The 18,922-nt window shown below is 71.2% G+C and carries 12 protein-coding genes and 1 tRNA gene; 3 read left to right on the plus strand and 10 right to left on the minus strand.

Annotated elements, in window-relative coordinates; genetic code table 11:
* Positions 1–191: 191 nt before the first annotated feature.
* A complete protein-coding gene (locus ACZ5K7_RS38520; RefSeq protein ID WP_468921351.1) occupies positions 192–1,085 on the minus strand; it encodes a glycosyltransferase family 2 protein in 894 nt (297 codons plus the stop codon).
* A gap of 510 nt (positions 1,086–1,595) precedes the next feature.
* On the opposite strand from ACZ5K7_RS38520, the gene ACZ5K7_RS38525 reads away from it, so the two are divergent.
* The 3 genes from ACZ5K7_RS38525 to ACZ5K7_RS38535 are packed head-to-tail and all read left to right on the plus strand — an operon-like array spanning position 1,596 to position 2,952.
* Complete coding sequence (locus ACZ5K7_RS38525; RefSeq protein WP_468921354.1) at positions 1,596–1,814, plus strand: hypothetical protein; 219 nt, start codon at positions 1,596–1,598, stop codon at positions 1,812–1,814.
* A 5-nt stretch (positions 1,815–1,819) separates the two neighbouring features.
* Positions 1,820–1,996 carry a hypothetical protein gene (locus ACZ5K7_RS38530; protein ID WP_468921357.1) on the plus strand — a complete coding sequence of 59 codons (177 nt, stop codon included), beginning with the start codon at positions 1,820–1,822 and terminating at the stop codon, positions 1,994–1,996.
* Complete coding sequence (locus ACZ5K7_RS38535) at positions 1,993–2,952, plus strand: D-2-hydroxyacid dehydrogenase family protein (protein WP_468921360.1); 960 nt, start codon at positions 1,993–1,995, stop codon at positions 2,950–2,952. Before ACZ5K7_RS38530 ends, ACZ5K7_RS38535 begins: the two co-directional genes overlap by 4 nt.
* A 168-nt stretch (positions 2,953–3,120) precedes the next feature.
* Here ACZ5K7_RS38535 and ACZ5K7_RS38540 read toward each other — a convergent pair.
* The 9 genes from ACZ5K7_RS38540 to ACZ5K7_RS38580 all read right to left on the minus strand — a co-directional run bounded on the left by ACZ5K7_RS38540 (position 3,121) and on the right by ACZ5K7_RS38580 (position 18,647).
* Positions 3,121–3,197 (minus strand) — tRNA-Thr (locus tag ACZ5K7_RS38540).
* Between the two features lie 107 nt (positions 3,198–3,304).
* Complete coding sequence (locus ACZ5K7_RS38545; protein ID WP_468921364.1) at positions 3,305–4,936, minus strand: alpha/beta hydrolase; 1,632 nt, start codon at positions 4,934–4,936, stop codon at positions 3,305–3,307.
* Positions 4,937–5,042: 106 nt separating this feature from the next.
* Positions 5,043–6,248 carry a DNA polymerase III subunit delta' gene (locus ACZ5K7_RS38550; protein WP_468921367.1) on the minus strand — a complete coding sequence of 402 codons (1,206 nt, stop codon included), beginning with the start codon at positions 6,246–6,248 and terminating at the stop codon, positions 5,043–5,045.
* Between the two features lie 244 nt (positions 6,249–6,492).
* A complete protein-coding gene (tmk, locus tag ACZ5K7_RS38555; protein WP_468921370.1) occupies positions 6,493–9,777 on the minus strand; it encodes a dTMP kinase in 3,285 nt (1,094 codons plus the stop codon).
* Between the two features lie 180 nt (positions 9,778–9,957).
* A complete protein-coding gene (gene topA, locus ACZ5K7_RS38560; protein WP_468921373.1) occupies positions 9,958–12,780 on the minus strand; it encodes a type I DNA topoisomerase in 2,823 nt (940 codons plus the stop codon).
* A gap of 255 nt (positions 12,781–13,035) precedes the next feature.
* On the minus strand, positions 13,036–13,233 hold the full coding sequence (locus ACZ5K7_RS38565) for a hypothetical protein (RefSeq protein ID WP_351713407.1): 198 nt from the start codon (positions 13,231–13,233) through the stop codon (positions 13,036–13,038).
* Positions 13,234–13,564: 331 nt separating this feature from the next.
* Complete coding sequence (locus tag ACZ5K7_RS38570) at positions 13,565–15,094, minus strand: DUF7059 domain-containing protein (protein WP_468921376.1); 1,530 nt, start codon at positions 15,092–15,094, stop codon at positions 13,565–13,567.
* Positions 15,095–15,331: 237 nt separating this feature from the next.
* Positions 15,332–15,940 carry a small secreted protein gene (locus ACZ5K7_RS38575; RefSeq protein WP_351713403.1) on the minus strand — a complete coding sequence of 203 codons (609 nt, stop codon included), beginning with the start codon at positions 15,938–15,940 and terminating at the stop codon, positions 15,332–15,334.
* Positions 15,941–16,238: 298 nt separating this feature from the next.
* Positions 16,239–18,647 carry a sodium-translocating pyrophosphatase gene (locus ACZ5K7_RS38580; protein ID WP_351713401.1) on the minus strand — a complete coding sequence of 803 codons (2,409 nt, stop codon included), beginning with the start codon at positions 18,645–18,647 and terminating at the stop codon, positions 16,239–16,241.
* Positions 18,648–18,922 lie beyond the last annotated feature (275 nt).

Below are 18,922 nucleotides of genomic sequence, written 5' to 3' on the forward strand. Positions count from 1 at the left end.
GCCATATGTTAGCGATCCGTTGGCGAACCCTGATGTGATCTTCGCATCGGACCGGGCCCGACGGCGCGCGTGTATACCGCGCAACTCGGGGGAGTGTCGCCGCAGGCCTGGATCCGGGGACGCGAGAGGGTCCCGGTCGTCGGAGGTGAACGCCCGGGGCCCTCGTCCTGTTTCCAGCACGGCCACCGGGCTCAGATGACGGGCGGGCGGCCGAGCCGGGTGAGCCGCCAGACCGTGCGCCAGCGCATGGGCCGGCGTTCGCCGGCGGGTTCGCGCATCCCCTCCACGAAGCCCCCGAACCACGCGCGCAGTCCGCCCGTCGAACGAGTGCGCAGGACGGTGATCAGCGTCCACACGGCCAGGTGGACCGGGATCAGCGGCAGGGGCAGCCGACGGCGGGTCAGCCAGACGCGGTTGCGGGCGGTCACCCGGAAGTAGACGGCATGCCGGGCCGGCGAGGTCCGGGGGTGCTGGAGGAGCAGCTCGGGTGCGTAGAGGATCTTCCAGCCGGCGTCGGCGGCCCGCCAGGCCAGGTCGGTCTCCTCGTGCGCGAAGAAGAACTCGGCGGGCCAGTCGCCGGTCTCCGCGAGCATGGCCATGCGCAGGGCGTGCCCGCCGCCGAGGAAACCGGTGACATAACCCCCGCGCATCGGGTCGGCGTTGCCGACGCGCGGCACGTGCCGCTGCTGGGTCTCGCCCTGTTCGTCCGCGATGCGGAAGCCGACGATGCCGAGGCGGGGGTCGGCGGCGAACAGATCCCGGACCTGCCGGAGCACCTCGACGTCGACGAGCACCCCGTCGTCGTCCAGTTCGACGACGACGTCCACGTCGCCGTACACCCGCAGCCGGGCGAGGGCGATGTTGCGGCCGCCGGGGCAGCCGAGGTTGTCCTCGACGTCGACGGTGGTGACCTCGCCGGGCAGGTCGAGGCGGCGGGCGAACTCGGGGAGCCGGCAGCCGTTGCCGACGATCACGATGCGGTCCGGGGCGAGGTCCTGCTTGGCGACGGACCTGAGCAGGGCGTCGACTGCGTCGGGCCGGTTCCCCATGGTCACCACGGCAACCGCGAGCCTCGGCTGCACCATGCCCTCACCCCATCCCGCCGGCGGCGGTACCCCCGCCTGACCGAGGGACACTCACCGTTCACCAGGATGTTGCCTCACATACCCCATAGCTCCGGGCATGGGCCGACTTTGTGTCGGCTTTGACAATGATTTGATCGACTATTTTCGCCGACCATAAGTTCCCCTCCGCGAGGACCTGTTCCACAACTCCTTGTTCGATTCGCCTGCCGGAACCGCGGGATTCGCGCTCCCCACCGGGAACGGGACATGACGGCGGAACATGACGATGTCACGCAGGCCATGACATCACATGACTTGGCTTCATGTCGGCACCGAGTGTGACGGCACGTCAGCACAGAACGTGATCGACAGGACACGAACGGGGGACGACTGCTCAGCCTCGCCACCTGGGACGCCCGGCACGAGCCCTTCGAACGCCGGCTGGAGGGCGCGGCGCTCGGACAACTGCGCTCGCCGGCCCGCTCGGCCGAGTGGAGCGACGGCCGGCCCGGCCAGGTACGCGCCGCCCTGATGGACGACTTCAGCGCCGTCGCCTTCCACCGGCGCCGGACGCGCTGCGGGGCGGACTCGTACAACCGGAGCCTGCCGGGCGCGCGGCGGGCCGCCTACCGTGCCGCCTGGCCGGCCGACCGGATGGGCGACGGCCGGCCGGGCTCCCCCGGTGTGCTCGCCTGGTCGCCTGGTGGGGATGACCGCGTGGACACCCCACCGGGAGCGCCCTCGGTGTGACGGCCATGGCTCAACCGGTCACGTCGGCCGGCCTGCCCGACCTCGACGGCCGTATGGACCTGATGGACGACCCGTTCCGCGGTGCCGTGATCGACCAGGGCAGGATCGTGCTGCCGGGCGCCCCCGGGACCGGGCGCGCGCTCGCGCCCCGACAGCGAGCACACCTGGGAGAACCGACATGAAATTCCGCTGCGCCGTACTCGACGACTTCCAGAACGTGGCGAGCACGTACGCCGACTGGTCGGCGCTGGGCGACCGGGTGGAGGTCGTCTCCTTCACCGAGCACGTCGCCACCGAGGACGAACTCGCCGCCACTCTCGCCGACTTCGACTTCGTGGTCACCCTGCGCGAGCGGGTGCCCTTCCCGGCCTCGCTGCTGAACCGGTTGTCCCGCCTGAGGCTGCTGATCGCCTCCGGTATGCGTAACTCGGTGATCGACTACGCGGCCGCGAAGGCGGCAGGCGTCACGGTGTGCGGCACCCAGAGCTCGTCGACACCGCCGCTCGAACTCACCTGGGCCCTGCTGCTCGGCCTCGCCCGCGGCATCGTCCAGGAGAACAACGCCCTGCGCGACGGCGGCCCCTGGCAGTCCACCGTGGGCGCCGACCTGGACGGCCGCACGCTCGGCCTGCTCGGGCTGGGCAAGATCGGCAGCCGGGTGGCCCAGGTGGGGCTGGCCTTCGGCATGAAGGTCACGGCCTGGAGCCAGCACCTCACGAAGGAACGCGCGGACGAGGTCGGCGTCGAACTGGCCTCCTCCAAAGAGGAGTTGCTGGCGATCAGCGACTTCGTCTCCGTCCACCTCGCGCTGGGCGACCGGACCCGTGGCCTGATCGGCACCCCCGAGCTCGCCCTGCTCAAGCCCACCGCCTATCTGATCAACACCTCGCGGGCCGCGATCGTCGACCAGGACGCCCTGCTCGCCGCGCTGCACGAGGGCCGTATCGCCGGAGCCGGCGTCGACGTCTTCGACGTGGAACCCCTGCCCGGCGACCACCCGATGCGCACCGCGCCGCGACTGCTCGCCACCCCGCACCTCGGCTATGTCTCCCGCGCCAACTACGAGCGCTACTACGGCCAGGCCGTGGAGGACATCCAGGCCTACCTCGCCGGCGACCCGATCCGGGTCCTCGGCTGACGTGCCGCCGTGAGCTCCGGCGGCGGCCCGGGGTCCCTTCCCGCCCGGAACGGGCAACGGAGACCAGCACCGGGACCGCTGCCGGCCGCCCGGCCCGCGCCAAGCGTCGCCGTTGCCTCCGCTGAACGAAAAAACCCAGCTCAGACACTGTCCGAGCTGGGTTTCCAGTGGAGCCGCCTTCGGGATTCGAACCCGAGACCTACGCATTACGAGTGCGTTGCTCTGGCCATCTGAGCTAAGGCGGCGCGTCGCCCGCACTATGGTGCGATCAGCGACGTCGGTAAGTCTACACAGTTTCCGAGGGTGCTCGGGACACGCCCCCGCAGCGGGGCTCCCGGGGCGCGGGCAGGGGCTATGAGCAGCGCTTTCCCTGCGCCGGAGGGGTGCCCTTGAGGAGGTAGCTGTCGATCGCCGAGTCGATGCAGGCGCTGCCCCGGCCGTATGCGGTGTGGCCGTCGCCGACATAGGTGAGGAGACGGGCCGAGGTGAGCTGGCGGGCCAGGGACCGGGCCCAGGGGTACGGCGTCGCCGGGTCCCGGGTGGTGCCGACCACGACGATCGGCGCGGCGCCCTTCGCCTCGATGCGATGCGGCTCCCCTGTGGCCCTCACCGGCCAGTACGTGCAGTTCAGCGAGGCCCAGGCCAGGTTGGCCCCGAACACCGGCGACGCCTTCTCGAACTCGGGCAGCGCCTTCTCGACCTGTTCGGGGCCGGTGAAGGCGGGCGGCAGGTCCAGGCAGTTCACCGCGGCGTTGGCGAACATCAGGTTCGAGTAACGGCCGTCGGGATCACGCTCGTAGTAGCTGTCGGAGAGGGCGAGCAGGCCCGCGCCGTCGTTCTCCTTCATCGCCGCATGCAGCGCGTCGCGCAGCTGTTCCCACTCCCCCTGGTCGTACATCGCCGCGATCACACCGGTCGTGCCGAGGGACTCGGTGAGCTTGCGGCCGTCCGCGTCGCCGGTCGGGATCGGGTGCGCGTCGAGCTTGCGGAAGAACGTGCTGAGGTTGTCCGCGATCTGCGTCGGCGTGCTGCCCTTCGCGCCCAGCGGGCAGTCGGTGCGCTTCGCGCAGTCCTTCGCGAAGGACTGGAACGCCGTCTCGAACCCCGCCGTCTGCTCCAGGTTCATCTGGCGCGCGGACAGGGAGGGGTCCATCGCGCCGTCCAGGACCATCCGCCCGACCCGCTCCGGGAACAGCCCCGCGTAGGTCGCGCCGAGGAAGGTGCCGTACGACGCCCCCACGTAGTTCAGCTTCGGGTCGCCGAGCACCGCCCGCAGGATGTCCATGTCGCGTGCCGAGTCGGCGGTGGAGACATGGCGCAGCAGTGCCGCCGAGTGCGTCCCGCACGCCTCCGCGAACTTCTTGTACTCCCCGACCAGTTCGGCCGTCTCCTGCCGGTCGTCGGGCGTCACGTCGGTCTCGGTGTACGTGTCCATCTGCGGTCCGTCGAGGCACTCGACGGGCTCGCTGCGGGCGACTCCACGCGGGTCCATCGCGACCATGTCGTAGCGTGCCCGCACCTCGGAGGGGTAGCCGATACCGGCGTACTGCTGGAGGTAGTCCACCGCCGAGCCGCCAGGTCCGCCCGGGTTGACCAGCAGCGAACCGAGCGGCTTCGCCTTGCCGGTCGCCTTCTTCCGGGCCACCGCCAGCCGGACCTCACCCACGCCGGGCTTGGCGTAGTCGAGCGGGGCCTTCATCGTCGCGCACTGGAAGCCGGGGACGCCGCAGCTGCGCCAGCTGAGCTTCTGGTCGTAGTACGGCGCCAGCGCGGACGGGGTCGAGCGGGGCAGCGCGGCCAGCTGCGCGGTGCCGGCCGAGGCCGAAGTCGACGCGCTGTCCGGCGAGGAACACCCGGAGACGAGCAGGGCGGCGGCCGACAGCAGAGCCGCCGCGGTCAGGGCGCTGGTGCGAGTCCGGGTCCGGGTAAGCGTCCGGGAACGGGTATGGATCCGGGTACGGCGGAGGGTTCGCCTGGTGTGCATCAATCGAGCGTAACGCTGAGAGATGATCTACGTGCGGTGCGTGTTGACTGTGGCTCGTACGGGTGACCCCGGTCAACGACGTGAACGCCGCCCCTCGGTGCGACGCTCAGCCCGCTCTGAGTGCCATCGTCATCGCCTCCACCGCCAGCAGCGGCGCCACATTGCGGTCGAGGGCGTCCCGGCAGGCGGCGATCGCCTCGATCCGGCGGAGGGTGGACTCGGGCGAGCCGGCGCGGGCCAACCGCTCCAGGGCGTCCTCGGCGTCCCCGTTGGCGATCGCGACCCTGGAGCCCAGCTGGAGGGCGAGAACGTCGCGGTAGAAGCCGGTGAGGTCGGTGAGGGCGACATCGAGGCTGTCCCGCTGGGTCCTGGTACGACGGCGCTTCTGCATGTCCTCCAGGTCCTTCATCACACCCGCCGTGCCGCGCGGCAGCCGCCCGCCCTGGACGGCGCCGAGTGCCGCCTTCAGCTCCTCGGTCTCCTTGCCGTCCACCTCCTCGGCGAGCTGCTTGGCGTCCTCGGCCGCCGCGTCCACCAGCTCCTGGGCGGCCTTCAGGCACGCGCCGATCTCGTCCAGCCGCAGCGGCAGCTTCAGCACGGCGGCACGGCGCGCACGGGCGGCCGGGTCGGTGGCCAGCCGGCGGGCCCGGTCGACATGTCCCTGGGTGGCGCGGGCGACCGCCTCGGCCACCTGGGGCTCGATGCCCTCGCGCCGTACGAGCATGTCGGCGACCGCCGCCACCGAGGGGGTGCTGAGGTTCAGGTGACGGCAGCGGGAGCGGATCGTGGGCAGCACGTCCTCGATCGACGGCGCGCAGAGCAGCCAGACCGTGCGGGGGGCCGGCTCCTCGACGGCCTTGAGGACGGCGTTGGCCGACTTCTCGTTCAGCCGCTCGGCGTCCTCGACGAGGATGATCTGCCAGCGGCCGGTCGCCGGAGACGTGTAGGACTTGCGGACCGTGTCGCGCATGTCCTTGACCAGGATCTCGGAACCGACGGCGGCGACCGCGGCGACGTCCGCGTGGGTGCCGATCAGCGTGGTGTGGCAGCCGTCGCAGAAGCCGCAGCCGGGGGCTCCGCCGAGGGCGCGGTCGGGGCTCACGCACTGGAGCGCGGCGGCGAAGGCCCGTGCCGTCTGGTTCCGCCCGGCGCCGGGCGGGCCCGTGAACAGCCAGGCGTGCGTCATCTTCGACGTCTCCGGCAGCGGCTGGTCGGCCGCGACGGCGGTGACCAGGGCGTCGGCGTCCCGGGCGGCGGCGGTGAGCACCTCGCTCACCCGCTCCTGCCCGACGAGGTCGTCCCATACGGTCATGGGTCACGCCGCCCTTTCGTCCGTCACGCGTCCTGATCCCTGATTCCGGATCCGGAGTCCACCGGTTCCGTGGCCTCGCCCTCCATTGTGCGGGCGCCCACTGACAACGGGTTCCACACCGACGGTTCCCGCGCCGACAGCTCCCGCAGCCCCGACGGGTCCCCCACCGACGGCAACGGGGGCGGCACCGGCCGGCATCCCGACCCGCACCGCCCCCGTACGAGCGTCTCCGGCCCGCAACGGGTCAGCCGCGCCGCCCGCGACCCCGGCGGCCCCGCCCGTCGTCGAACTCCTCCTCCTCGTACGACCCCAGCAGCTCGTCCGCCAGCGACGGCAGGTCGTCCAGCGGGGTCTCCTCGGCCCAGTCGGGCCGGGGGCGCTGTCGCCGGGCCGTGCCGTCGTCGTCGACCTGCGGCAGCTCGCGCGTACGGCCCTCGGAGCCGTCAGGGTTGCCGCCGGGGCCGTCCGCCCGCTCGTCCCGGAAGAAGCCGGGCGGCATCCGGTCCGCCGGAGCATCGGCGGGAGCGGTGGCGTCGTCGCGCACGGGAGGCAGGACGGCGGTCTCGTCGGCCGCACCCACCGAAGGCAGCACTGCCGTCTCGTCGGCCGCACCCACCGAAGGCAGCACGGCCGTCTCGTCCGCGGCTCCCGGCACCACAGGTGGCAGCACGGCCGTCTCGTCGGCCGCGCCCGCCGGCGGCTGCGGCAGCTGCGCCGTCACCTCGGACTCGGACTCCCGGGGCGCGGGCTCGCGGTCCGCGCGGACCGGCCGCAGCACCGTCGTCTCGTCCACCGCGCGCCTGGGCGCGGCGGGCGGCTCCTCGTCCGGCCGCACCACCGGAGTCGGCATGGTCGTGGCCTCCGGTGTGACACCGGGCGCCGTCGGCCGGGGCGCGGACGACTCCCGGGCGGCCACGTCGGCCGCGGCCGCCGCCTCCGCCGCGGCGCGCCGCGCCTGCTCGGCCTTGAGCAGGGCCTCCTCGGCCTTGCGCTGCTTCTCCAGACGCCGTTCCTCGGCCTCGGCGTGCAGCCGGGCCTCCTCCTCGGCCTGCTGGCGGCGCCGCTCCTCCTCAGCCTGGCGGCGGGCTTCGGCCTCCGCGCGGGCCTTCTCCTCGGCGAGCAGCCGGGCCTGCTCCTCCTCGGCACGCCTGCGGGCCTCCTCGGCGCGCAGCCGGGCCTCCTCCGCCTGCCGTTCGGCCTCGCGGCGCTGCGCCTCCTCCAGCTCGCGGCGCTTGCGCTCCTCCTCCTCGGCGCGGAGCTTGGCGAGCTGCTCCTGGCGCTCCCGCTCCAGGCGCTCCTCCTCGGCCTTGCGCGCGGCCTCTTCCTCGGCCTTGCGGCGGGCCTCCTCCTCGGCGGCCTTCCGGGCCTCCTCGGCGGCCTTGATCTCGGCCTCGGACAGCGGCAGCACGGTGTCGAGCCGGGCCCTGATGACGGTGGTCACCGACTCGGGCTCCTGGCCGGCGTCGACGACCAGGTAGCGGCCGGGGTCGGAGGCGGCCAGGGTCAGGAAACCGGCCCGCACGCGCGCGTGGAACTCGGCGGGCTCCGACTCCAGCCGGTCGGGTGCCTCGGTGAACCGCTCGCGGGCGGTCTCCGGCTCCACGTCCAGCAGGACCGTGAGATGCGGGACCAGTCCGTCGGTCGCCCAGCGGTTGATACGGGCGACCTCGGTCGGGGAGAGATCGCGTCCGGCGCCCTGGTAGGCGACCGAGGAGTCGATGTACCGGTCGGAGATGACGACCGCACCGCGCTCCAGCGCGGGCCGGACGACGGTGTCGACGTGCTCCGCGCGGTCGGCGGCGTACAGCAGCGCCTCCGCACGGTGCGACAGACCGGCGGACGAGACGTCGAGGAGGATCGAGCGCAGCCGCTTGCCGACCGGGGTGGCGCCGGGCTCGCGGGTGAGGACGACCTCGTGCCCCTTGGCGCGGATCCACTCGGCGAGGGCCTCGGCCTGGGTGGACTTCCCGGCGCCGTCGCCGCCCTCCAGGGCGATGAAGAAACCGTTGGTCGTGGGCGTCTGCGCCGGGTCGTCGCCGCCGAGCAGCGCGTCCCGCAGGTCGTGCCGGAGCGGTACGCCCGCGCGGTCGTCGACCTTGGCGAGCACCAGCGCGGCCACCGGCAGCAGCAGCGCGCCGACCAGCATCAGGGTGAACGCGGCGCCGCCGTGCGCGAACACGAACTTGCCGTTCTCCAGCCGGTGCGGCCCGATCAACGCGGCCACCAGGGGCGCGATCACCGCGCCGAGCGCTATGGCGACCCGGACCACCGCGTGCAGATGCTCGGTGGTGCGGGCCTTGCGGTAGTCCTCGGTCTCCTGGTCGAGCAGGGTGTGCCCGGTGTTGGCGGCCACACCGGCGCCGATACCGGCCAGGGCGACGATCAGCAGCACGGTGGTGACGTCCGGGACCAGGCCGGCGGCCAGCAGCGCGATGCCGGTGAAGGCGATGGCCAGCGAGAGCAGCCGGCGGCGCGAGAGCGTCGGCAGCAGCGCGGGCGCCGTACGGATGCCGACGGCGACTCCGCCGGTCAGCGCGAGCACCAGCAGGCCGTACAGGACCGGGCCGCCGCCCAGGTCCTTGGCGTGCAGCACGGAGACGGCGACCGCCGCGGAGATCGCGCCGGCGACGGCGGCGCAGGCCGTCACGAGCAGCGGGATGGCGCCGGTACGGCCCCGGTCGATGCCGGTGCCGGCCTTGGGGCGGCGCAGGCCCTCCAGAGGCGACCGCGCGCGCGGGGTGCGCGTGCCGGGCACCTCCAGGTAGACCAGCACCGAGAGGGAGGCGGCGAACAGCCCCGCCGCCACGTACGACCCAAGAGCCGCCTGGTGCTGGGCGAACCACTCGATGCCCGTGCCCAGCAGGTTGTTGATCAGAGAGGCGACGACGAGCGCGGCGGCCGCGAGCGGTACCGCCAGGAAGGTCGTACGCAGGGACAGGCGGCGCAGCCCGTCCAGGTGGTCCGGCAGCGGTCGTACCGTCGCGCCCTCGGGGGGCGGGGCGGGCAGCAGCGCGGGGGCCGCGCTTTCCCGGCAGACCGTCCAGAAGCGCTCGGCGACGCCGGTGACGAAGGCCGTCACCAGCAGCACTGCCGGGGCGTTCTCCGGCGTCCAGTCGATCCACAGGGGCGCGACGATCAGCAGGGCCGCGCGCAGGCCGTCGGCGCCGACCATGGTCCAGCGGCGGTCCAGCGGGCCGTCCTGGGCGGTCAGCGTGGTCAGCGGGCCCAGCAGGACCGCACCGAAGAGCAGGGTGGCCAGAATGCGCACGCCGAAGACGATCGCCACCGCGAACGCCACGCCTCGGTAGCCACCGCCGAACGAACCCTGCGTGATCGCCGCCTGAAGCGTGAGCACGACAAGCACGAGGAGCGCCAGCGTGTCGCCGACGCCGCTGACTAGCTGGGCGCTCCACAACCGCCTCAGCTCGGGTCGGCGCAGCAGCGAGCGGACGGCGCGTTCGCGGGAATCCGCTACCAGTGCGTCGTCCGGTTCTGTCTGTGGGGCCGTTGGCTGCTCGGCTGGCGTCATGCTTTCAGCCTATCGGCAGCCACCGACAGGTCATGGCGACCGTCCACAGGTACGCACACCCCGACACCAAGTTGATGCCGGGGCGTTCGCATTGCGAAGGCGGTGTGAACCAGTGTGGCCGATATGCACCGACCTGGCCGATATGAACCGGTGTAACCAGTATGAGTACCTGAGGGTGGCTCAGTCCTCTGCGGTCGCCTTGGCAGCCGTCGCCTTCTTGGCGGCCGTCTTCTTCGCGGCCGTCGTCGTCTTGGCGGCGGTCTTCTTGGCAGCCGTCTTCTTCGCGGGCGCGGCCTTCTTGGCGGCCGTGGTCTTCTTCGCGGGCGCCTTCTTCGCCGTCTTCTTGGCGGGCGCCTTGGCCCGCTTCTCGGCGAGCAGTTCGAAACCGCGCTCCGGGGTGATCTCCTCGACGCTGTCGCCGGAGCGCAGGGTCGCGTTGGTCTCCCCGTCGGTGACGTACGGCCCGAAGCGGCCGTCCTTCACCACGACCGGCTTCTCGCTGACCGGGTCGGTGCCCAGCTCCTTCAGCGGCGGCTTGGCGGCGGCCCGGCCCCGCTGCTTGGGCTGGGCGTAGATCGCCAGCGCCTCTTCGAGGGTGATCGTGAAGAGCTGGTCCTCGGAGGTGAGCGAACGCGAGTCCGTGCCCTTCTTCAGGTACGGCCCGTAACGCCCGTTCTGCGCAGTGATCTCCTGGCCCTCGGCGTCGGCGCCGACCACGCGGGGCAGGGACATCAGCTTGAGGGCGTCGGCGAGGGTCACCGTGTCCAGCGACATCGACTTGAACAGCGAGGCCGTGCGCGGCTTGACGGCGTTCTTGCCGGTCTTCGGGGTGCCCTCGGGGAGCACCTCGGTGACGTACGGGCCGTAGCGGCCGTCGCGGGCGATGATCTGGTGGCCGCTCTCCGGGTCGGCGCCCAGCTCGAAGTCGCCGCTCGGCTTGGCGAGCAGCTCCTCCGCGAGCTCGACGGAGAGCTCGTCCGGCGCCAGGTCCTCCGGCACGTCCGCGCGCTGGTGGCCCTCGGAGTCCTTCTCGCCGCGCTCGACGTAGGGGCCGTAACGGCCGACCCGCAGCACGATGTCGTTGCCCACCGGGAACGACGACACCTCGCGCGCGTCGATCGCGCCCAGGTCGGTCACCAGCTCCTTGAGGCCGCCGAGGTGGTCGCCGTCGCCGTTGCCCGCGTCGGCCGCACCGCCGGTGGCTGCGCCCTCGCCGAAGTAGAAGCGCCGGAGCCACGGCACCGCCTGGGCCTGGCCGGCGGCGATGCGGTCGAGGTCGTCCTCCATCCTGGCGGTGAAGTCGTAGTCGACCAGCCGGCCGAAGTGCTTCTCCAGCAGGTTGACCACGGCGAAGGACAGGAAGGACGGCACGAGGGCCGTGCCCTTCTTGAAGACATAGCCGCGGTCGAGGATCGTGCCGATGATCGACGCGTACGTCGACGGACGGCCGATCTCGCGCTCTTCCAGCTCCTTGACCAGCGAGGCCTCGGTGTAGCGGGCCGGGGGCTTGGTGGAGTGCCCGTCGACCGTGATCTCCTCGGCGGAGAGCGCGTCGCCCTCGCCGACCTGGGGCAGCCGGCGCTCGCGGTCGTCCAGCTCGGCGTTCGGGTCGTCGGCGCCCTCGACGTAGGCCTTGAGGAAGCCGTGGAAGGTGATCGTCTTGCCGGAGGCGCTGAACTCGACGTCCCGGCCGTCGGCGGCGGTGCCGGCGATCTTCACGGTGACGCTGTTGCCGGTCGCGTCCTTCATCTGGGAGGCGACGGTCCGCTTCCAGATCAGCTCGTAGAGCCTGAACTGGTCACCGGTCAGGCCGGTCTCCGCCGGGGTGCGGAAACGATCACCCGAGGGACGGATCGCCTCGTGCGCCTCCTGGGCGTTCTTGACCTTCGCGGCGTACACACGGGGGGACGAGGGCAGGTAGTCGGCGCCGTACAACTGCGTGACCTGGGCGCGGGCGGCCGTGATCGCGGTGTCGCTCAGCGTCGTGGAGTCCGTACGCATGTACGTGATGTAGCCGTTCTCGTACAGCTTCTGGGCCACCTGCATGGTGGCCTTCGCGCCGAAGCCGAGCTTGCGGCTGGCCTCCTGCTGGAGGGTCGTCGTACGGAACGGGGCGTAGGGCGAGCGGCGGTACGGCTTGGACTCGACCGAGCGGACCGCGAACCGGGTGTTCTCCAGGGCGGCGGCGAGGGCGCGGGCGTTCACCTCGTCGAGGTGGAGGGTGTTCGCGGTCTTGAGCTGCCCGAGCGAGTCGAAGTCGCGGCCCTGGGCGACGCGCTTGCCGTCGACGGCCTGCAGGCGGGCGACGAGGGACGAGGGGTCGCTCGGGTCACCTGCCCGGCCGGTCGCGAAGGTGCCCGTCAGGTCCCAGTAGTCGGCGGAACGGAACGCGATGCGGTCGCGTTCCCGCTCGACCACGAGCCGGGTCGCGACGGACTGGACACGGCCGGCCGACAGGCGCGGCATGACCTTCTTCCACAGGACCGGCGAGACCTCGTAGCCGTAGAGGCGGTCGAGGATCCGGCGGGTCTCCTGGGCGTCGACCATGCGCTGGTTCAGGTCGCGCGGATTGGCGACGGCCTCGCGGATCGCGTCCTTGGTGATCTCGTGGAAGACCATCCGCTTGACCGGGACCTTGGGCTTGAGGACCTCCAGGAGGTGCCAGGCGATGGCCTCGCCCTCGCGGTCCTCATCGGTGGCGAGGAAGAGTTCGTCGGAATCCTTCAGCAGGTCCTTGAGCTTCTTGACCTGCGCCCTTTTGTCGGCGTTGACGACATAGATCGGCTCGAAGTCGTGCTCGACGTCCACGCCGAGGCGCCGGACCTCGCCGGTGTACTTCTCGGGCACCTCCGCGGCGCCGTTGGGAAGGTCGCGGATGTGCCCGACGCTCGCTTCGACGACGTATCCGGGGCCCAGATAGCCCTTGATCGTCTTCGCCTTGGCAGGCGACTCGACGATGACGAGTCGGCGGCCGCCCTGTGCGGTCTCGCTGGTCGGGGACAACTTCGCTCTTCTCTCCGGTCGACGCTGGGGCCTCCCCAGGCCTTGCTCCCGGGGTCGTGGCACGGGCACGGATACCCGCTCACTTGGTGACGCTGCGGAGTGTGACGGTACATCCCGCCCCCGTGTCAAACGGGAAAAGCCCACAACGGCCACTCGAACGGTAACCCGACTACCGCCATTCCTGCCGCCCGGAGTCCCCGGCCGCCCTTCCGGCCCTGCCCGGAGCGTGATGCTCCGATTACCGGCACCGCACCCTCAGAGGCGGGTCAGGCAGTACGCCCCGAGGCCCAGCGCGATCACCGCGGCGAGGCTTGCGAGGGTCGCCGATGCGATCTGACTCACACCCTGGGCGACGGGTTCACCACGCCGGACCCGGATGCCGGTCCACACCAGCAGTGCGCCTCCGAACAGGGCGAACACCGCCCCCGCGAAGATCGCCGGTCCGTTCTCCATGACCCGCGCGCCCCTTCCCTGCCGTCCGTGACTGTCCAGCGCCGGGAGACTGACACGGGCGGACGGCGGGCGGGAGGCGGGCGGGCGAAATCGAGGTGAACGAGACACCGTCACCGTCTCGAACATGTGACCGACGGACTACGGGGCAAACATTCTGGCCACATTTTTCCGGCCCTTTTCTTTTCCCGGCGTGTCCCACGGGCCGCCGGACCCCACCGCGACGGGCCGCCCGGGCCCCTCACCCCGAGTGCACGGCCGCCGAGTGCACGGCCCTCGGGTGCACGGCCCTCGGGTGCACGGGGGAGCTCCGGCGGCCCGGCCTTCCGGTCCGTCAGCCCGCCGGCTCCAGGAACCCCTGTTCCACCAGCAGCCGGATCTGCGCGGGCGTGCGGTCGCGGAGCAACACCGGGTCCTCGCCCATCAGCTGGGCGATGGCGTCGAGAATCCGCCCCGCGCTCAGCGAGCCGTCGCACACTCCTGCGAACCCGGCGCCGACCGTGTCCACCTTGGTCGCGCGGCGCATACCGCGGTGCTGGCGCAGCACCACGTGCTCCGGGTCCTCGGCGCCGGGCAGCCCGACCTGCTCCTGGACCACCTCGACGGCGAGCCGGAAGTGGCCTTCGAGCAGATCCGCGTCGTCGTGCTCACGGAGATAGTCGAGGCGGTCGAAGTGCGCGCGGATCGTCTCACCGAGCGGCTGTTCGATCGGATGCGGCCACTCCTCCACCGTGACCGAGGGCACAGCGGCCGCCGTCTTCCGCAGCGTGATCCAGCCGAATCCCACCCCCTTGACCTTGCGCGCCTCGAACTCGTCGAGCCACGCGTCGTACCGCGTCTGGTACTCCGCCGTATCCCCGCGGTGGTCACCGGAGTCCCGGAGCCACAGCTCGGCGTACTGGTTGACGTCCTGCACCTCGCGCTGCACGACCCACGCGTCGCACCCGCGCGGCACCCACGACCTGACCCTGTCCTGCCAGTCCTCCCCCTCGACGTGCTGCCAGTTGGCGAGGAACTGCGCGAACCCGCCCTCGGCCAGCCGCTCCCCGGCCTGTTGAACGAGCGAGCGGCACAGATCGTCCCCGCTCATCCCGCCGTCCCGGTACGTCAGCCGGGCGCCCGGCGAGATCACGAACGGCGGGTTGGACACGATGAGGTCGTACGTCTCCTCCTCCTTGACGGGCTCGAACAGCGAGCCCTCACGCAGGTCGGCCACCGGGGCGCCGGACAGCGCCAGCGTGAGCGCCGTGATGTGCAGCGCGCGTGGGTTGACGTCGGTCGCCGTCACGCGCGTGGCGTGCTGGGCGGCGTGCAGAGCCTGGATTCCGGAGCCGGTGCCGAGGTCGAGGGCGGCGGAGACAGGCATGCGGACGGTGATGCCGGCCAGCGTCGTGGACGCGCCGCCGACACCCAGGACGACACCCTCGTTGCGCTGTCCGATGCCGCCGGCGCCGCCGACCGCGCAGCCGAGGTCGGAGACGATGAACCAGTCCTCGCCGTCGGGCCCGCCGTACGGCCGTACGTCCACGGTGGCCGCGACCTCGCCGCCGCCCGCGCGGGCCAGCCAGCCGCTCTCCAGAAGGTCGTCGACGGGCAGCATGCCGGCCACGCGCGCGTGCGGCACGGGCTGCTGGAGCAGGAACAGCCGGACGAGCGTCTCCAGCGGTGTGTCCCCGCGGGTGGCCCGGAGCGCGGGCACCGTCTCGCTGCGGGCCAGCGCCGCGTACGCGGGGGCGCCGAGCAGTTCCAGGAGCCCGTCGGCGGTGAAGGAGGCGCCCAGCAGGGCGGTGCGCAGCCGGGCGGCGACGTCGGGACGGTCGGAAGCGGGGAGGGTGGCGAGGCCGGAGTCAGTCACGCCCTCCATTGTGGCCCGCACCCCCTCGCGGACACCGCCTCAGCTCGCGGCGACCGGGGCCCTGCCCGGCACCCACCGACCCGCGGAGCGGCGCCCCGCCGGTCCGGGCGCCCGGACCGGCCGCCGGGCCCCTCGGTCCCTGACCTCCGGCCGCCGGCTTCCGGCCTCCAACTGCCAGCTTCCGGAACGATCACCGGCCCCCCGCGACAGACCCCAGGCCTTCGCGTTGGACGCCGGCTCGTGCCGTCAGCTCGCGGTCGATGAGGCCGACGCGGGAGCCGACGCCGTCGCGGACACCTTCTTGCAGCTGGCCTGCTCGGCGATCGCGTTCTTGACCTCGCCCTGCTCCAGGGCCTGCAGCGCCGCGGTGCCGCTCTTGTTCTGCGTCTCCAGGTCCGCCATCTGGGAGGCCACGTCGTGCAGACCGGAGGCGAACTTCGCCTGGTTCTTCGTGTCGAGCCCGTCGACCTTCTTCTTCAGGTCGGCATAGGACGCGGAGAGGCTGTTGAGATTCTTGACGACGTCCTGCTGGCGCTTGGCGCCGTCGTCGATCCCGGGGGGCGCGCCGGCGCTGCCGATGGCCGTGGCGAGCGCCTTGTAGCCGTCGGACATGTCCTGGAAGGCCTGGGAGTCGGTCTTCTGGATGGTCGCGGGCGAACTCGTGGTGTCCGAGGCCGTCTGCGCGATGGCCTCGTTGGCCGCCTTGATCTTCGCGTCCTGCGCCGGCACCGCGTCGCACACGGTCTTGGCCCAGGCGATCAGCTTGGGGTCGGTGCCCTTGTTGCTGCTGCACCCGGACAGCGCCACTACGAGTACCGCACCGCCGGACAGTGCGGCCGCGAGCTTCTTGTTCACCGGATAGGTCCCTTCAATGGCTCTCGGCCCCCGGAATCTACACGGCGCACGGACAGCACCCCCATGGACAGCACCCACTAAGTATGCTTTTAGGCATATTTGCACCATGAGAGAGAAGGCTCACGACGAGACGAGGGGCACACCCGGAGCCGGAGCGCACGCCCACACCCAACCGCGCACGAGAACCGGCGGGCGCCCCCGGCGCACGAAACGGGCGGACGGCGTGTCAGTACACGCCATCCGCCCGCTCGTTGGCCGGGCCCCCTCGCGAGAGCCCTGGTGGCCGTCGTAAGACCGCTTACGAAACCACCGCTGGATCGGCCGACTTGGCCACGCGTTCCGCGCTGTCCTCGTCGTCGCCGACGGTGATGCCGCGCCGCTTGGAGATGTACACCGCGCCGACGATCACGACCAGCGCGAGGACCGCGATCAGGATCCGGATGCCGATGCTCTTGTCATGGCCGTAGGAGAACCTGATCACCGCGGGTGCGATGAGCAGGGAGACCAGGTTCATGACCTTGAGCAGCGGGTTGATCGCGGGTCCCGCGGTGTCCTTGAAGGGGTCACCGACGGTGTCGCCGATCACCGTGGCGGCGTGGGCTTCGCTGCCCTTGCCGCCGTGGTGGCCGTCCTCGACGAGTTTCTTGGCGTTGTCCCAGGCACCGCCGGAGTTGGCCAGGAAGACGGCCATCAGGGTGCCCGCGCCGATCGCGCCGGCGAGGTAGGAGCCGAGGGCGCCGACGCCGAGCGTGAACCCGATGAAGATGGGCGCCATCACGGCGAGCAGTCCCGGCGTGGCCAGCTCCCGCAGGGCGTCCTTGGTACAGATGTCGACGACCTTGCCGTACTCGGGCGTCTCCGTGTAGTCCATGATCCCGGGGTGCTCGCGGAACTGCCGCCGCACCTCGTAGACCACCGAACCCGCCGACCTCGACACCGCGTTGATGGCGAGTCCGGAGAAGAGGAAGACGACCGCCGCGCCGGCGATGAGGCCGACGAGGTTGTTGGGCTGTGAGATGTCCATCGACAGGGTCAACGGAGCGCCCGCACCGGTCAGTTTCACCCCCACGTCCTGCACGTTCGTGGTGATCGCGTCCCGGTACGACCCGAAGAGCGCCGACGCCGCGAGGACGGCGGTGGCGATGGCGATGCCCTTGGTGATGGCCTTGGTGGTGTTGCCGACGGCGTCCAGGTTGGTGAGCACCTGCGCGCCCGCGCCCTGGACGTCGCCGGACATCTCGGCGATGCCCTGGGCGTTGTCGGAGACCGGCCCGAAGGTGTCCATCGCGACGATCACACCGACCGTGGTGAGGAGGCCGGTGCCGGCCAGCGCCACCGCGAACAGCGCCAGCATGATCGACGTACCGCCGAGCAGAAACGCCCCGTAGACGCCGAGGCCGATCAACAGGGCGGTGTAGACGGCCGATTCGAGGCCGACCGAGATGCCGGCGAGGACCACGGTGGCCGGGCCGGTCAGCGAGGACTTGCCGATGTCCATGACCGGACGCCGGTTGGTCTCGGTGAAGTAGCCGGTCAGCTGCTGGATGACGGCCGCCAGCAGGATGCCGATGGCGACCGCGACCAGTGCGAGGATCCGCGGATCGCCGTCCTTGGCCCTGATGGCCGCGTCGGAGATGCCGTCGAGGTCGGCGTACTTACCGGGCAGGTACACGAAGACCGCGATCGCGACCAGCACGAGCGAGATCACCGCGGAGATGAAGAATCCGCGGTTGATGGCGCTCATGCCGCTGCGGTCGCTGCGGCGCGGAGCGACCGCGAAGATGCCGATCATGGCGGTGAGCACACCGATGGCCGGTACCAGGAGCGGGAAGGCCAGACCCGCGTCCCCGAAGGCCGCCTTGCCGAGGATCAGCGCGGCGACCAGGGTCACCGCGTACGACTCGAAGAGGTCGGCCGCCATGCCCGCGCAGTCGCCGACGTTGTCGCCCACGTTGTCGGCGATGGTCGCGGCATTGCGCGGGTCGTCCTCCGGAATGCCCTGTTCGACCTTGCCGACCAGGTCGGCGCCGACGTCGGCGGCCTTGGTGAAGATGCCGCCGCCCACACGCATGAACATGGCGATCAGAGCGGCACCGAGGCCGAATCCTTCGAGCACCTTCGGCGCGTCGGCCGCGTACACCAGCACCACACAGGAGGCGCCGAGCAGGCCGAGCCCCACCGTGAACATGCCGACCACGCCGCCCGTGCGGAAAGCGATCTTCATGGCTTTGTGCGAGACGGCGGTGAGATCCTTTTCCGGCTCGCCTTCCGCCGGGGTGGCTTCCCGGGCCGCCGCGGCGACACGGACATTGCTGCGTACGGCGAGCCACATGCCGATATAGCCGGTGGCCGCCGAGAAGGCCGCGCCGATCAAGAAGAAGATCGATCGGCCGGCGCGTTGATTCCAGTCGTCCGCGGGCAGCAGCAGGAGCAGGAAGAACACCACGACGGCGAATACGCCCAGGGTGCGCAACTGCCGGGCCAGATAGGCGTTCGCGCCTTCCTGGACCGCCGCCGCGATCTTCTTCATGCTGTCGGTGCCCTCGCCGGCCGCGAGTACCTGGCGCACCAGGATCCAGGCGACCACGAGCGCGGCCAGCGCCACGACGGCGATCACCGCGACCAGGACCCGGTTGTCGTCGGTCAGGACCGCGGCCGCGAGGGTTGTGGGGTGACCCAACTGATGAGGGGTAGAAAGCCCCGCCATTCGTCCTCCTTGACGCTTGGGCTGAGCTCAAGATGTGGACGGATTCTAGGTACCCGCGAGTGATCTAAACAGGGGACGGTAAGCGGAATTGGCCTTCTCGTGCTCTTCAGCAAATGATCGAGGTCACGCCGACGAACCCGAAAGTGGTAACGCCCTAAAACCATTGACGATCACCTTTGGCCTATTCGGCGCTTGATCAAATTATCGGGCGATCCGTCGGGGCATTGATCGTGAATTCTTTCACGAATTCGGCGACCGGATGACATCCGAAGGAA

It is taken from the genome of Streptomyces sp. NPDC031497, assembly GCF_055580905.1.

Excerpts from the sequence above, each read along its gene's own strand:
- ACZ5K7_RS38535 (WP_468921360.1), top strand. The coding sequence starts at position 1,993 with ATGAAATTCCGCTGCGCCGTACTCGACGACTTCCAGAACGTGGCGAGC.
- ACZ5K7_RS38550 (WP_468921367.1), bottom strand. The coding sequence starts at position 6,248 with ATGACCGTATGGGACGACCTCGTCGGGCAGGAGCGGGTGAGCGAGGTG.
- ACZ5K7_RS38570 (WP_468921376.1), bottom strand. The coding sequence starts at position 15,094 with ATGGAGGGCGTGACTGACTCCGGCCTCGCCACCCTCCCCGCTTCCGAC.
- ACZ5K7_RS38545 (WP_468921364.1), bottom strand. The coding sequence starts at position 4,936 with ATGCACACCAGGCGAACCCTCCGCCGTACCCGGATCCATACCCGTTCC.
- ACZ5K7_RS38520 (WP_468921351.1), bottom strand. The coding sequence starts at position 1,085 with ATGGTGCAGCCGAGGCTCGCGGTTGCCGTGGTGACCATGGGGAACCGG.
- ACZ5K7_RS38580 (WP_351713401.1), bottom strand. The coding sequence starts at position 18,647 with ATGGCGGGGCTTTCTACCCCTCATCAGTTGGGTCACCCCACAACCCTC.
- ACZ5K7_RS38530 (WP_468921357.1), top strand. The coding sequence starts at position 1,820 with ATGGCTCAACCGGTCACGTCGGCCGGCCTGCCCGACCTCGACGGCCGT.
- ACZ5K7_RS38565 (WP_351713407.1), bottom strand. The coding sequence starts at position 13,233 with ATGGAGAACGGACCGGCGATCTTCGCGGGGGCGGTGTTCGCCCTGTTC.
- ACZ5K7_RS38525 (WP_468921354.1), top strand. The coding sequence starts at position 1,596 with ATGGACGACTTCAGCGCCGTCGCCTTCCACCGGCGCCGGACGCGCTGC.
- tmk (WP_468921370.1), bottom strand. The coding sequence starts at position 9,777 with ATGACGCCAGCCGAGCAGCCAACGGCCCCACAGACAGAACCGGACGAC.